The 13955-nt window shown below is 33.1% G+C and carries 13 protein-coding genes and 1 tRNA gene; 6 read left to right on the top strand and 8 right to left on the bottom strand.

Annotated features, from left to right (window positions below; translation table 11 throughout):
* Positions 1-1435: 1435 nt before the first annotated feature.
* Positions 1436-2530, bottom strand: coding sequence for a Fic family protein (locus tag BD847_RS20695; protein ID WP_115890140.1), 1095 nt, complete (start codon positions 2528-2530; stop codon positions 1436-1438).
* Between the two features lie 253 nt (positions 2531-2783).
* On the opposite strand from BD847_RS20695, the gene BD847_RS20690 reads away from it, so the two are divergent.
* Positions 2784-3626, top strand: a complete 843-nt coding sequence (locus BD847_RS20690; RefSeq protein WP_115890139.1) for a restriction endonuclease — start codon at positions 2784-2786, stop codon at positions 3624-3626.
* Positions 3627-3799: 173 nt separating this feature from the next.
* On the opposite strand, the gene BD847_RS20685 is transcribed toward BD847_RS20690, so the two are convergent.
* Positions 3800-3873: transfer RNA gene (locus tag BD847_RS20685), tRNA-Met, on the bottom strand.
* A gap of 154 nt (positions 3874-4027) precedes the next feature.
* Between BD847_RS20685 and BD847_RS20680 the strand changes: the two genes are divergently transcribed.
* Positions 4028-4420 carry an START-like domain-containing protein gene (locus BD847_RS20680; RefSeq protein WP_026984135.1) on the top strand — a complete coding sequence of 131 codons (393 nt, stop codon included), beginning with the start codon at positions 4028-4030 and terminating at the stop codon, positions 4418-4420.
* Positions 4421-4474: 54 nt separating this feature from the next.
* Positions 4475-5311: an aminotransferase class IV gene (locus BD847_RS20675; protein WP_115890138.1), complete on the top strand. Its 837-nt coding sequence runs from the start codon at positions 4475-4477 to the stop codon at positions 5309-5311.
* On the opposite strand, the gene BD847_RS20670 is transcribed toward BD847_RS20675, so the two are convergent.
* The 6 genes from BD847_RS20670 to BD847_RS20645 all read right to left on the bottom strand — a co-directional run bounded on the left by BD847_RS20670 (position 5308) and on the right by BD847_RS20645 (position 11081).
* The gene (locus tag BD847_RS20670) at positions 5308-5868 is read right to left on the bottom strand and encodes a YqgE/AlgH family protein (protein WP_115890137.1); all 561 of its coding nucleotides are present in this window, start codon (positions 5866-5868) and stop codon (positions 5308-5310) included. The genes BD847_RS20675 and BD847_RS20670 overlap by 4 nt on opposite strands.
* 128 nt (positions 5869-5996) lie before the next feature.
* Positions 5997-6269: an HU family DNA-binding protein gene (locus tag BD847_RS20665; RefSeq protein WP_012022249.1), complete on the bottom strand. Its 273-nt coding sequence runs from the start codon at positions 6267-6269 to the stop codon at positions 5997-5999.
* Between the two features lie 180 nt (positions 6270-6449).
* Positions 6450-7397 carry a methionyl-tRNA formyltransferase gene (fmt, locus tag BD847_RS20660; protein WP_115890136.1) on the bottom strand — a complete coding sequence of 316 codons (948 nt, stop codon included), beginning with the start codon at positions 7395-7397 and terminating at the stop codon, positions 6450-6452.
* Positions 7397-9292, bottom strand: a complete 1896-nt coding sequence (locus BD847_RS20655) for a RecQ family ATP-dependent DNA helicase (RefSeq protein ID WP_115890135.1) — start codon at positions 9290-9292, stop codon at positions 7397-7399. Before BD847_RS20655 ends, fmt begins: the two co-directional genes overlap by 1 nt.
* A gap of 65 nt (positions 9293-9357) precedes the next feature.
* Entirely contained in the window at positions 9358-9891 is a 534-nt protein-coding gene (locus BD847_RS20650) for an AAA family ATPase (RefSeq protein WP_115890134.1), read from the bottom strand.
* Positions 9892-10169: 278 nt separating this feature from the next.
* The gene (locus BD847_RS20645) at positions 10170-11081 is read right to left on the bottom strand and encodes an alpha/beta hydrolase family protein (protein ID WP_115890133.1); all 912 of its coding nucleotides are present in this window, start codon (positions 11079-11081) and stop codon (positions 10170-10172) included.
* Between the two features lie 372 nt (positions 11082-11453).
* Between BD847_RS20645 and BD847_RS20640 the strand changes: the two genes are divergently transcribed.
* From BD847_RS20640 to murA, 3 genes are all read left to right on the top strand, one after another.
* A complete protein-coding gene (locus tag BD847_RS20640) occupies positions 11454-11750 on the top strand; it encodes a DUF493 family protein (protein WP_115890132.1) in 297 nt (98 codons plus the stop codon).
* Between the two features lie 3 nt (positions 11751-11753).
* The gene (locus BD847_RS20635) at positions 11754-12473 is read left to right on the top strand and encodes a DUF4290 domain-containing protein (RefSeq protein WP_115890131.1); all 720 of its coding nucleotides are present in this window, start codon (positions 11754-11756) and stop codon (positions 12471-12473) included.
* Between the two features lie 102 nt (positions 12474-12575).
* Positions 12576-13889 carry a UDP-N-acetylglucosamine 1-carboxyvinyltransferase gene (gene murA, locus BD847_RS20630; RefSeq protein ID WP_115890130.1) on the top strand — a complete coding sequence of 438 codons (1314 nt, stop codon included), beginning with the start codon at positions 12576-12578 and terminating at the stop codon, positions 13887-13889.
* Positions 13890-13955: the final 66 nt, after the last annotated feature.

Raw genomic sequence — 13955 nt, 5'->3', positions numbered from 1 at the left:
TGGTCAGTTTAAATTGAAAAGTGGTGGTCAGTTTAATCCGAAAGCGGTGGTCACTTTATGCTGAAAAAGCGTGGTCAATTTGACCGTTTTTTCCAAAGAAATCAACAGAGTATATTTATAAGTACAAGAACAATAATAAATTCAGATAGCTTTAAAAAGAATTCCATGTTAAATGCCAGCTCGTTTAGGCGGGCATTTTTTGTTAGAAATTTAAAATAAAACGATCATACTTAATTATCAAATATCTATTAGGATGGTTAATGAGAAAAGCTTTTAATGTCGTAATTTTTTTGATATACTGTATTTTTATCTCTTAGCTTACACTTAATCTCTAATAAATTTAGGGTGTTTTTTTTCGAAAAAGAGGTGCTTTTTGGCTAAGCAATACAAGATAGTGTTATTTGAAAACAAGTAAGTCAAGGTGTGGTGCGTAATACTAATGCGCCTCTTTAAAGTATATTCTTAAATTAGACAACTCTTGGTGATATGACTTTAATGAAAACTATTCAAAATGATAGCCAAAATACATGATTCAAAATTTTACATTTCTTTCAAAAATATTAATAAAAATTTGAATATGAGGTAGCTGCTAATCCACTATTAACTAGATGAAAGTAAAAGAAGTTTGTATCTTTGAGTAAAAAGTTTTTTTAGCCAGTTATGCTTATTATAAATTTGACCATTTCAAAATTGCAATTAAAATGATTTGTAATTTCTTAGTTGCTTAATTTTTTTACCATAAAAGACATAGTCTAGATAACAGGAATGTTGCAGCTAAATATAGCGTTTCTTCTTTCTGCAGTTTGTGTAAATCTCTCATTCAAATGGTAAAATTAAACTTACAGTTTAGGCAATTCTTTTATTATATGTTCACATAAAATATTAGCAATTTCATGCATGATATTGCTTTGGTGACGAAAAGGAATATGGGGATTATTGGGAATAATAATATTATTTCCTTTTTTGTTACATATTTAAGACACTACATCCTTCTATTTTCATCCCACTTTTTAGGAATTGAGTTCTTTATTTGAGCTATATGAAGTTTGGATTTTTAAAACAAAATACAAATAAAAAACCCTTAAACATTTCTGTTTAAGGGTTTTGCCTTTTGTAGCGAGGACGGGAGTTGAACCCGTGACCTCAGGGTTATGGAAATTGAAATTTCACTATTTTAATTTTTAAAGCATTGACTTTTAGGTTTTTAATTGTTTTGTAAAAGTTGATTTTTTGCTGATTTTAGGGTTTCCCTCACTGAAGTTCCTCACTTGAGCTTATAAGATTGTCAGATTAGTTTAAATTTTAGCTGTATATTGTTTTTTGTTAACATGACATTTATAACGTGTTAACTTTTTTGACTTTTTCTAACATGAGAATTTTAACATGTTAAGTTTTTTTATTTTTTTTTACATGACACTAATACAGGAGTAAAAAATTATTTGAACTTAAATTGTTGAGGTGCATTATGTAAAAAGTCATACAAAGCTGTATTGATGTAAAAATTTTCTTTTCCTATTTTGTGTAATGTCACTAACTTAAGTTCTATAAGTTGATCTAAATATTTTGAAGCTGTTTGTCTTGTAATGTCTAAATCTTGTACTAGAAAATCAATCTTAGTATAAGGATGTTTAAATAAATTATTAATTAGGTCTTGAGAGTATATTTTAGGTAAATTAGTTCGGATCTTTTGCTTGTAATCCATCATTAGTTTTTTAATTCCCCTAATTATCCCAGTAGTTTGAATTGATGTTTGTTCTACTGCTTCAAGCATAAATAAAATCCATGGTTCCCAATTTTGAGTAATTCTGGTTTCTTGCAACAAGTTATAGTAACTTCCTTTGTTTTGATTTATATATCGACTTAAATAAAGAATAGGTAAGTGGAGTAAACCTTCTTTTACTAGATATAAAATATTAATTATTCTTCCAGTTCTACCATTTCCATCATAGAATGGATGAATGCTTTCGAACTGATGATGAATAATTGCCATTTTTACAAGTGCATCAATATCAGTCAAAGTATCATCATTCATAAATGTTTCTAGATTGCTCATTAAGGTACCAATCTCATCATGATTTTGTGGTGGAGTATAAACAGTTTCACCAGTTTCACCATTTTTAAGTGCAGTACCAGGAAGTTTTCTAAAACCTGACTTTGTCTCTTCAAGTATACTCTGAATCTCTATAATTTGGTTACATGTAATAAGATGCTTTTCACGAACTATACTAAATCCTTCCTTTAGAGCAGAAGCGTAATTATAAACCTCTTTGGCAGCTGAACTGACAAATTGCTGTGCTATGTTGTCGCTGCTAAATAGTTCGTCATGTGTTGTAATAATGTTTTCAATTGCCGAACTGTCTTTTGCTTCTTGAAGCGAAAGCGTGTTTAAGATAATAACTTCGTTTGGAATAGTTTCAGCAACTCCGTTGAGTTCAGCTAGCGCCTTATGAGCCAATGCTAATTTTTTAAGGACTACCTTACTTTCTACTTCATGTTGTAAAGGCAGTAATGGAAGAGGATATTGGCTCATTTATTTTAAATTTTAGAATCAGTTTCTGATTTCATTCATTTTTAATACAATTGAAATCAATTTTTAAATAACATTCCTTTCAAGTTGTAAATCTAAGTAATTTTTATAATATCGACTTAACTATACAAGCTATTCCATTGGTGTGATAAAATTTCATTGTAATTTATTCGTTTTAATGTTATAAATACTTTTGTATTGTATTACATATTAATATGGATTTTAAAAAGCCTTTATTTTTTAATTAATAAGCATTATGTATCTTGATTCTATAAATCCGAAATTTACATCCGACAGCGGACATAATACTAAATGCATTTACTGTAAAACTGAACTTTCAATTCAAAAAATTGATCAGATTTTAGATGTTTCTTTAAATGACATTAATCGTCGCTTTAATGGACATCGAATAATGATGGAGAACATTAATGGAAGCTTTGAAAAAAATTATTTCAGAATTATTTCGGACTTGAACTATGAGGGCACAATTTTAGGAAGTTGTTCAGTTTGTGGATGGTGGAAAATTTTAGAAAGATATTGGATGGGGGCTCAGTGGCAAATGTGGGATGTTTTTTTTGGTTTAAATGGATCGTTGAAAAACTTAGACTACAATAAATCAGATTTGCCCTTGTCTGAAGTGAGAAATTATTTAGTGAGAAATTATGAAAATAGGTTTAATGTAAATCCAAGACTTTTCGAAGAATTAGTTGCAGATGTTTATAGAGACTTTGGCTATCAGGCAATTTGTACTGGATATTCAAATGATGGCGGAATAGATGTTATTTTGGTAAAAGATGATTTAACTGTAGGTGTACAAGTTAAAAGGTCAAAGAATAAAATTAAGTTAGAACAGCTAAGATCTTTATTGGGTTCATTAATGATAAACGGATATAAAGCCGGAATGTTTGTATGTGCTTCTGATTTTCAGAGAGGCGTATATACTACAGCGGAACGATTTTCCATAGAACTTATAAATGGGAATAGATTTTACGACCAGTTAAAAGAGGCTCAAATAATAAAAAATCAATTATCTAATATTAATATGAGTAATATTAAAAAACTCTACTATGACGATTGTTATCCTATGAATAGTTTGTAGATTATAAATTAGAATAGTGTGTTTTAACCTGAGGCCAGATTTTGCATTGTGCGCATTGTTAGTGCTTTACTAATTTGTTTTTATAAAGTTCCTCACTTGAGCTCTAAATCAAGTCAGGAATTGTTTTAAATAAAAAACCCTTAAACATTTCTGTTTAAGGGTTTTGCCTTTTGTAGCGAGGACGGGAGTTGAACCCGTGACCTCAGGGTTATGAATCCTGCGCTCTAACCAACTGAGCTACCTCGCCTGGACTGCAAACCGGAATAATTTCCTCATTGCGGGTGCAAAGATAGAAATAATATTAAAGCGTACAAGTATAAAATGAAGAAAAAAAAATATTTTTAAAAACGCATTGTTTTTGGACATATATTCTTATATTTCGAAAAAATTAAAAGTAGCACATGGATCCAAAAATACGTTACGAAATCGAGTTTCCGATCAATTCTTCGCCGCAATTATTGTATCAATATATATCAACGCCTTCAGGTCTGTCCGAATGGTTTGCAGACAATGTAAATTCAAGAGGTGAATTCTTCACTTTTATCTGGAATGACTCGCAGGAAAAAGCACGTTTGGCTTCTAAAAAAACGGGTGAAAAAGTAAAGTTTAAATGGGTTGATGAAAGCAGTAAGGATACTGAATACTTTTTTGAACTGCATATTTTAGTTGATGAACTTACTAAAGATGTATCTTTAATGGTAGTTGATTTTGCTGAAAAAGAAGAAGTTGGCGAAGCTAAACAATTGTGGGAAAATCAAATCTCAGATCTAAAACATCTTATAGGTTCTGTTTAGTAAAAGTCTATTTTATACCTTATATTTGCCCTGAACAAAATTCAGGTTTTTTTTATGATCAATTTTAACGGAAACATAGCACAGGAAGAAAATGTATTAACTCAAAATCGTGCATTTTTGTATGGCGATGGCGTTTTTGAAACAGTGAAAATCATAAACAATAAAATTTTGTTTGTCGAAGATCATTACTTCCGTTTGATGGCTTCTATGCGTGTTGTGCGAATGGAAATTCCGATGAATTTTACAATGGAATACTTTGAAGAACAAATTTTGAATCTTGTTCAGCAAAAAAACATTTCTTCTTCGGCAAGAGCCCGAATTACTGTTTTTAGAAATGACGGAGGTTTGTATTTGCCAAAAACCAATGACGTTTCGTTTCTGATTAATGCAACACCGCTTGAAAATGTGTTTTATACATTAAATAACGCTGAATATGAGGTCGATTTGTACAAAGACTTCTACGTTACAAAACAATTATTATCGTCGATTAAAACGACTAATAAAATGATTAATGTAACCGGAAGTATTTTTGCTCATGAAAATGGTTTGGCAAATTGTATTTTGTTAAACGATACAAAGAATGTAGTGGAAGGTTTGCAAGGGAATCTTTTTATGGTTTCAGGTAAAAAACTTATTACGCCACCAGTTTCTGAAGGTTGTCTAAACGGTATTATGCGTAAGCAGATTTTGGCTATAGCTAAAAAAATAGATGGTATAGAAGTATCTGAAGAAAAAATTTCGCCTTTCGATCTTCAAAAAGCAGACGAATTATTTCTAACTAATGTAATCATGGGAGTGCAGTCGATAACTAAATATCGAAAAAAAGAGTTTACAAGTAATCTGGCGCATTTATTAGTCCAAAGACTAAATGAATCCCTATCTGAAAATTAATTCAGATACGGATTTTCAGGTGCATTTGACCAAATAAGATAGTCACCGCCAAGCTCAATTATCTGTTCTTTCCAAAAATGAGTGGTCGATTTTCCGATAATTTTGTTTTTGTAATTATTATCAGCGATGATCCAGGAGTTGCCCTGCATTTCATTTTCCAGTTGATTTTCATCCCAGCCGGTATAACCTAAGAAAAAACGAATATTATTTTTACTGATAGATCCGTTGTTTATTAAGTCTTTCGTGGATTCAAAATCTCCTCCCCAATAAATCCCATTAGAAATCTCGACACTATTCGGGATCAGTTCTGGAATATTGTGAATGAAATATAGATTATCCTGTTCAACAGGACCTCCATTGTATATTTTAAAGTTGGCGTCAATCTCCGGTATCAGGTCATTAATAGTATATTTTAAGGGCTTATTAATGATGAAACCAATTGATCCTTCTTTGTTATGGTCTGCTAATAAAATTACCGATCTGTTAAAAGATAAATCTCCAATTATTGAAGGCTCGGCAATAAGCAGGTGTCCTTTTTTTAATTTTTCTGAAATCATACGGCTACAATTTTTATTAAATTTAATCATAAAAAAATTAAAATCCCAAATAAAATCGTTAAACCGCACAAAAAAACCCTCCATGAGGAGGGTTTTAAGTATAATATAAGTTTAGAGAACTTTCTTACTTAGTTCACTGCACCTTCTAATTCAGCACCAGCTTTGAATTTTACAACATTCTTAGCAGCAATTTTGATAGTTTTTCCTGTTTGAGGATTTCTACCGTCTCTAGCAGCTCTAGCAGATACTGACCAAGATCCGAAACCTACTAATGAAATTCTTCCTCCTTTTTTCAAAGTAGTTCCTACATTACCTAAAAAAGACTCTAAAGCTAATTTTGCCGCAGCTTTTGTGATTCCTGCATCAGCAGCGATAGCATCGATTAATTCTGATTTGTTCATAATAATTAGTTATTAATTGTTGGTTAAAAAAAATTGTTAATACACAAATTTAGTAGGAAATCCGTTGCGTGCAAGTGTTTTGATTAAATTTAGCAAAAATTGTTGATAACTTGCTTTTTTTGTTCATAAAGCATGTTGTTCGTCGACCAAAAACAGGTAGAAACCCCTGTTTTACTGAGCTTAATAGACCTTTGCGTCATCAGAAAAAGTGATGCCGTTTAGAATTTCTGCTGCCTGCATTCTCTTTTTTCCTGGAAATTGAAGGCTTAAAAGCTGAATAAAGCCATCTCTTACCGCAATTTTGATTTCTTTTTTACTGCTAATTAGTTTTCCGAATTCGTATGAATGCTCTTCTAAAACCAATTTTCCTTCATATATTTTAATGTTTAATTCTTCATTTTTGTCTTTCAAAAAACACCAAGATGCTGGATACGGACTTAAACCGCGAATTAAATTGTTGATTTCATCTCCAGATTTTGTCCAGTCGATTTTGCAGTTTTCTTTATTAAGCTTATAGGCTGTTTTAATATCGGCATGATCTTCCTGAATGGTCGTAGTTACATTTCCACTTTCAATAACTTTCAAAGTTTCAATTACTGTTTTGCTTCCCAAGTTCATCAAACGATCATGAAGCTGTCCTGCATTTTCTGTAGGTTCAATGGCAATTTCCGAATTCAAAATCATGGCTCCGGTGTCAATTTTATCATCTATAAAGAAAGTAGTAACTCCAGTTTTGGTTTCTCCATTTATAATGGCCCAGTTAATAGGAGCAGCGCCACGATAATCTGGCAATAAAGAAGCGTGAAGGTTAAAGGTTCCTAAACTTGGCATTTCCCAAACTACTTTTGGCAACATCCTAAAAGCGACTACAATTTGAAGATTGGCATTTAACGCTTTTAATTCGGCTAAGAAATTTTCATCTTTTAAATTAGTTGGTTGTAATAAAGTAAGATTGTTTTCTAAAGCATATTCCTTTACAGCCGAGTATTTTATTTTTTGTCCACGCCCTGCTGGTTTGTCTGCGGCCGTGATTACCCCAACAACTTCGTAATTGTTTTTAAGAATGGTATCCAGAATGCCAACTGCAAACTCTGGAGTTCCCATGAATATGATTCGTAATTTTTCCATTATGATTTTAAAGTGTATTTATTATTTGCTAATAACACAATATGATTGTTTTCTAATAGTTCCTGAATAACTTCTAAAACATCTTTTGTGTCTAGCTTTATTTGGTTTTGAATTTCTCGCGAAGTTAACGCAGTTGCTTTTAATAAATGAAGAATCTTGTCTGCAATTGAATCGGCTTCTGTGATTTTTCCTTTTTGAGTAATACAATAGGAGCAGACACCACAATTTTCATTTGTTTCTTCTCCAAAATAATCTAAAACTAATCTATTTTTACAGGTTTTGTCTTCCTTTATATAATAGAGTACAGACGAAAGCTGGTCGCGTTTCAGTTTGTTTTGTTTTTCCAGATATTTCGAAACCCGGTTTATAGTTAAATCATCTTCACGAACTTCATTAAATAAAATGGTCGCGTCGTTGTTTTTAGATTTGTATTCAATAATTTCTTTTTCTTTGAGTTTTTCTAAAAGTGCTGTAATTTGTTCTTCAGAATGATTTGATTTTTTTGCAATCAACGGAAGATTTATTGGTGTTTTCATTTCGTGTACACCCGGGTATGTTCTTAAAATAGCCAAAATAATTTCCTCGTCATTAGGGTGTAGACTCATATAACGAATAACTTCCTTGGATTCGATTAAAAACTCAATAGTAATTTTTTCCGAAAATTCCTGAGACATTGTTATGATTCCCTGTTGATTCAAAAACTGTAACGCATTATACGTTTTTAAAGTAGGGAAGTCATATTTATTGCAAAAGTGATTCATTTTAAAAGAATACGAATCATCTAAGCCTTCACCATAAGCAATTTGAAAGTAATTGCAAAGTTTGATGTACATGGTTTTGAGGAACTGTTTATCAGGCAAAATGCTGATAAATTGTTGCTCCGTCTGATTTGCATCAGAATTATTATAAAGTAAAACTGAAAAAGCTTTTTCGCCATTTCGTCCTGCTCTTCCGGATTCCTGATAATAATTTTCTAAGTTTTCCGGAAGTTGTGTGTGAATTACTGTTTTAACATTGTCTTTGTCAATTCCCATTCCAAACGCATTCGTCGCCACGATAACCTGTGCTTGTTCTGACATCCACAACTGCATATTTTTGTCTTTTTCCTTAGACGAAAGTCCGCCGTGGTAATAGGTTGCTCTAAAACCTAAGGATTGTAATTGTGTTGAGATATTCAAGCACGATTTTCTATTTCGTACATATATAATAGAGGGTTGTGGATTTTTCTTCAGAATTTGCTCAACACGATATAGTTTGTCTTCGACTTCAAAAACCATGTAGGCAATGTTTTTTCGTTCGAAAGATTGTTGAAAAAGATTGACATCCTTTAAGCCTAATTCGGTCTTAATGTCTTCTACAACTCTTGGTGTAGCAGTAGCGGTTAAAGCCAAAAACGGAATTTTAGGAAAGTATTTTTTAAGTTCCGAAATTTTTAAATAGGCAGGTCTAAAATCATGACCCCATTGCGAAACACAATGCGCTTCATCAATAGCAATTAAATTTATAGGAAGATTTTTAATGCGCTCTAAAATCCAGTCTGATTGCAAACGTTCCGGAGAAAGATAAAGGAATTTGTAATTTCCGAATTGGCAATTATCTAGCAGATCAATAATTTCTTCAGTATGAATTCCGCCAGTCAGTGCAATTGCTTTAATATCTCTTTTTTGAAGATTCGCTACCTGATCTTTCATTAAAGCAATCAAAGGAGAAATTACAAGGCAAATTCCTTCGCGCATCATGGCTGGAACCTGAAAACAAATCGATTTTCCGCCTCCCGTTGGCAGCAGTGCAAAAGTATCCTGACCTTCCAAAACCGATTCAATAATTTCTTTTTGCAAAGGTCGGAAACTTTCGTGTTTCCAGTATTTTAAAAGAATATCCTGTGCTTCCTGCATGGCCAATGTATTAAAGTTAAAAATTTAGAAAATCAGTTTCTAGTTTTGCAACTTTAAACCCGCCGCTAAATTTTATCTAAGATATAAAGAATTCTGTTTTCAACCGTATCTTTCGGAACTTCAATCAAATCGTAACCGTATTTCTTATAGGTTTCAATAAGATGTTCTTGAATTTCCAGTGCCTGTTCAAAATTTTCATAACGCTCTTTGTCGCTCTTATAAATTTCTTCCCAAGGTGGTAATATAAAAGTTTTAGAATATTTGTAGTTCTCACAAGCGTCTGTAAAATGCTCTGGATATTCGTCGCCAATATAATCCATATAAGCAACAACATCTGGAATTCCTCTGTCTATAAAAACTACATTATCAGGCTCTTCCGATGCTTTTTTAAATTGCTGAATACGCCCTTCAAGCAACATTTCGCTAAATAATAAAGGTTGTTCCAAAAACAATTGCTCGATGCCTCTTTTTTGAGCTTCGAGTGTAACTTCTCTTGAAATTTCAGGGTAACAGCAGTAGCCACGAGCTACCAATTCGTTTATCAGCGTAGATTTTCCTGTACCAGGACCGCCAAGGAGAACTATGATTTCTTTTTGCACTATTCTAAAAATAAAGCGCAAATTTACCTAAACTTATTCATAATTAAAAAGAATATTTGTCTGGAGCGAAATATTTGGCATTTTTGGCGAAAATGTTTGTTCGTTCTTAGGTTTGTTGGTGAGGTAAAATATTGCAATAAACTGGACTGAAGTCCAGCTCTACAATAGAGATTGTTCCTCCGGAACTAAATGAAAAGAGCCAAAGGCTCGCTACATATTGTAGGGCTGGACTTCAGTCCAGTTTAGGTAATAATGGAATTTCGGTTTGGTCAAGTTTTTTAATCACAAAACAAATATTTATCAGAACCTTTTTCTTTTTTCGATGGAACAATCAAATGCGATTCGAATTTCTTTCCTTTCAAAACATCATTCACAAAATCCAAAACATATTGTTGTCCGTCATGAAAAAGATAACCGGAGAATTCGTGTCCGCCTCCGCAAAAAGTAATTAGCTCTATATCTTTATGTAGCTCTTTCATCTGATTGTAAACCGCGTAAGAGCCAAAAAGAATTAGCCAGCCCGAAGCATTTGTTGGGCAGGAACGATGCGAACCTGCACTATACGGAACCGTATCATCATTGCTACCATGCGCCAATAACATCGGAATTGCTTTTTCTTTCGTAATCAGATTAATATCCTGAATTGCTCCGGAACCGCCAATGAATCCTTTGTATTTGAAATTTTCTGGCAGATTACTTTTGTATAAATTCATCAGTTTATAATCCCAAAAAGAAGCGTGAAAACCAATTTCGGCACCGGCGCTAATCCCCGAAATAAAGATTTTTGAAGTATCAAGATTGTATTTATTTGCATTTTCAATTAGAAATGAAGTTGCTTGCCACATATCGCTTACGCCAATTTGAATCGCTTTTATTTTTTCTGTTAAAGTACCTTTGCAACCAAAATCCTTTCCTTTCATATAAAGGCTGTACGAAATGCTTGCGACTGCATAACCGTTTTCGGCCATGAATTTTCCGAATTCTTTTTCGCTAGTGCGTTCTCCGCCAGAAAAACCACCGCCAAAAGCAAACATAATCAATGGAATTTTCTCGTTAGATTTTTTCTTTGGCAGATATAAATCCAAATCAAGTTTTAGGGTATCGTTTTGAAAATAAGTTAAGGTTTTGATTTCTTGCGCCTGAATATTGTTAAATAGAAGGACGAAAAGAAATAAAAGAAGTTTTTTCATTGTAATGTGTTTTAATCTCGCAAAGACACGAAGTCGCAAAGTTTTTTCGCAATATTGTCATTTCGACGAAGGAGAAATTTTCACGAGAAGCTCGACAAAGATTGGTGAAATTCTGTGAGGAGTTACTTGCGAAGATTTCTCCTTCGTCGAAATGACAAAAAGTACGCTGTATATTTGCTCGTAGATAAACTTTTCGAGAGATTTTAGCAGATTATTTTCTCAAATATAAGAGTAAAATTTACAAAGAAATAATCTTCTAAAGCTTTTTTCTTTGCACCTTTAAGCCTTTGTAACTTTGCACCTTTTTTCAAAATAAAAAATCTAAAAAATCTAAATTCAAAAGCGTATATTTGCGTTTATTTTTAATTACGAATGGAGAACGATAAAGAAAAAAATACAGCCGAATTTTACGAAAGATTAAAAGTTGAATTAGATAACGCAAACACTTGGCCAGCAGAATATTTGTACAAGTTTATTGTGCCTTCTGTAGCAGATAATGTGGAGCGTGTCGAAAAAGCTTTTGATAGTATGGGGGCAGTTATTAAAACTACGAAATCTAAAACAGGAAAGTTTACAAGCGTTTCTGTTGATGTTACCATGCACAGTTCTGACGAGGTAATTGGCAAATACAAAGAAGTTTCTACAATTGAAGGTATAGTTTCATTATAACTTATGATCGAAAAATATAAAAAAGAAGCCGCAAGTGATGTTGTTTTTAACTTAGAATACAATTCTGAAAGACAACGTTTAATAATTCCGGAGTACGGTCGTCATTTGCAAAAACTGATCGATCAGGCAACTGCAATCGAAGATGATGAAACGCGCAACAAAGCTGCGAAATATATCATTCAGGTTATGGGAAGTTTGAATCCTCATTTGCGTGATGTGCCGGATTTTCAGCATAAATTATGGGATCAGCTTTTCATTATGTCTGATTTCAAATTGAATGTTGAATCGCCATATCCAATTCCGTCGAGAGAAGTGCTGGAGTTGAAACCGGATGCTTTGCAATATCCTCAGAATTTCCCAAAATACAGATTTTATGGAAACAACATCAAATATATGATTGATGTAGCCAATAAATGGGAAGAAGGTGAGATGAAAAATGCTTTAGTATTGGTTATTGCCAATCATATGAAAAAATCATTCTTAAGCTGGAATAAAGACACAGTAAAAGACGATGTGATTTTTGAACATTTATATGAATTGTCAGGAGGAAAAATCAACTTACTGCAAAGTACAGAAGAGCTTTTGAACACAACTGATTTGATGCGTACCAACAAACGCGTTTCAAATAAAACAACTCCTGGAGGGCAGGCAAAAATTCAGAGCAACAAAAACAATAATAAAGGTGGTAAAAAACCTTTTCAAAAAAACAATAATCAAAAATAGAAAAGCTACTAAGATGCTAAGCTACTAAGACACTAAGTTTTTTTTACTTAGAATCTTAGAATCTCAAAAACTTAGAAACTTTGAAGAACCTAAAAAGAATCTATGGGAATTTTTAAAATCGAAGGAGGAACTCCTTTAAAAGGAGAAATCACTCCGCAAGGAGCAAAAAATGAGGCACTACAAATTTTATGTGCCGTGCTTCTAACAGGAGAGAAAGTGAAAATTAATAACATTCCTGATATTATAGACATCAATAAATTAATCACTTTATTGGGGAATTTAGGGGTGAAAATTCAACGTAATGAGCCGGGATCTGTTACATTTCAGGCAGATGAGGTTAATGTTGGGTATTTAGAAACTGAAGCTTTCAAAAAAGAAGGTGGAGCGCTTCGTGGTTCTATTATGATTGTTGGGCCGCTTTTGGCTCGTTTCGGAAAAGGATATATTCCAAAACCGGGTGGAGATAAAATTGGTCGTCGTAGATTAGATACTCACTTTGAAGGTTTTATTAACCTTGGAGCAAAATTCAGATACAACAGAGAAGATCATTTTTACGGAGTAGAATCTCCGAAAGAAGGATTAACAGGAACGGATATGCTTCTTGATGAAGCTTCTGTAACTGGAACGGCAAATATTGTAATGGCTGCAGTTTTGGCAAAAGGAACAACTACAGTTTACAACGCTGCCTGCGAACCATACTTACAGCAATTATGCAAAATGCTGAACTCTATGGGAGCAAAAATCACAGGAGTTGGTTCTAACTTATTGACTATTGAAGGTGTTGAAAGCCTTGGAGGTTGCGAGCACAGAATTTTACCAGATATGATCGAAATTGGTTCTTGGATTGGTCTTGCTGCTATGACAAAAAGTGAAATCACGATCAAAAATGTAAGTTGGGAAAACTTAGGTTTGATTCCGAATACTTTCAGAAAATTAGGTATTACAATCGAAAAACGCAACGACGATATTTACATTCCGGCTCACAAAGACGGATATGAAGTAAAAACAGATATCGACGGTTCTATTTTAACAATTGCCGATGCGCCGTGGCCAGGATTTACACCTGACTTGTTAAGCATTGTTTTAGTTGTGGCAACACAGGCAAAAGGCGATGTTTTAATTCACCAAAAAATGTTTGAAAGCCGTTTGTTCTTCGTGGATAAATTAATTGACATGGGAGCAAAAATTATGTTATGTGATCCGCACAGAGCTGTGGTTATGGGACATAATTTCGAATCTCAACTGAAAGCAACTACAATGTCATCTCCTGATATTCGTGCGGGAATCTCATTATTGATTGCGGCGCTTTCTGCAAAAGGAACAAGTACTATTCAAAACATCGAGCAAATCGATCGTGGATACGAGCGTATTGATGAGCGTTTGAGAGCAATCGGCGCAAAAATCGTGAGAGCGTAAATAAGTTAGCATCGGATTCAGGAATTTGATTAATTCGTGAATTCGTTGCGAAAAAAAAATAGTCTA

This window comes from Flavobacterium cutihirudinis (assembly GCF_003385895.1).
Lineage (GTDB): Bacteria > Bacteroidota > Bacteroidia > Flavobacteriales > Flavobacteriaceae > Flavobacterium > Flavobacterium cutihirudinis.
This window is presented reverse-complemented; position numbering and strand designations above follow the sequence as displayed.

Bases quoted from the DNA above. Each gene is read 5' to 3' on its own strand.
- BD847_RS20690 (WP_115890139.1), top strand. From the start codon at position 2,784: ATGTATCTTGATTCTATAAATCCGAAATTTACATCCGACAGCGGACAT.
- fmt (WP_115890136.1), bottom strand. From the start codon at position 7,397: ATGGAAAAATTACGAATCATATTCATGGGAACTCCAGAGTTTGCAGTT.
- BD847_RS20635 (WP_115890131.1), top strand. From the start codon at position 11,754: ATGATCGAAAAATATAAAAAAGAAGCCGCAAGTGATGTTGTTTTTAAC.
- BD847_RS20655 (WP_115890135.1), bottom strand. From the start codon at position 9,292: ATGCAGGAAGCACAGGATATTCTTTTAAAATACTGGAAACACGAAAGT.
- BD847_RS20680 (WP_026984135.1), top strand. From the start codon at position 4,028: ATGGATCCAAAAATACGTTACGAAATCGAGTTTCCGATCAATTCTTCG.
- BD847_RS20640 (WP_115890132.1), top strand. From the start codon at position 11,454: ATGGAGAACGATAAAGAAAAAAATACAGCCGAATTTTACGAAAGATTA.
- BD847_RS20645 (WP_115890133.1), bottom strand. From the start codon at position 11,081: ATGAAAAAACTTCTTTTATTTCTTTTCGTCCTTCTATTTAACAATATT.
- BD847_RS20675 (WP_115890138.1), top strand. From the start codon at position 4,475: ATGATCAATTTTAACGGAAACATAGCACAGGAAGAAAATGTATTAACT.
- BD847_RS20670 (WP_115890137.1), bottom strand. From the start codon at position 5,868: ATGATTTCAGAAAAATTAAAAAAAGGACACCTGCTTATTGCCGAGCCT.
- murA (WP_115890130.1), top strand. From the start codon at position 12,576: ATGGGAATTTTTAAAATCGAAGGAGGAACTCCTTTAAAAGGAGAAATC.
- BD847_RS20665 (WP_012022249.1), bottom strand. From the start codon at position 6,269: ATGAACAAATCAGAATTAATCGATGCTATCGCTGCTGATGCAGGAATC.
- BD847_RS20695 (WP_115890140.1), bottom strand. From the start codon at position 2,530: ATGAGCCAATATCCTCTTCCATTACTGCCTTTACAACATGAAGTAGAA.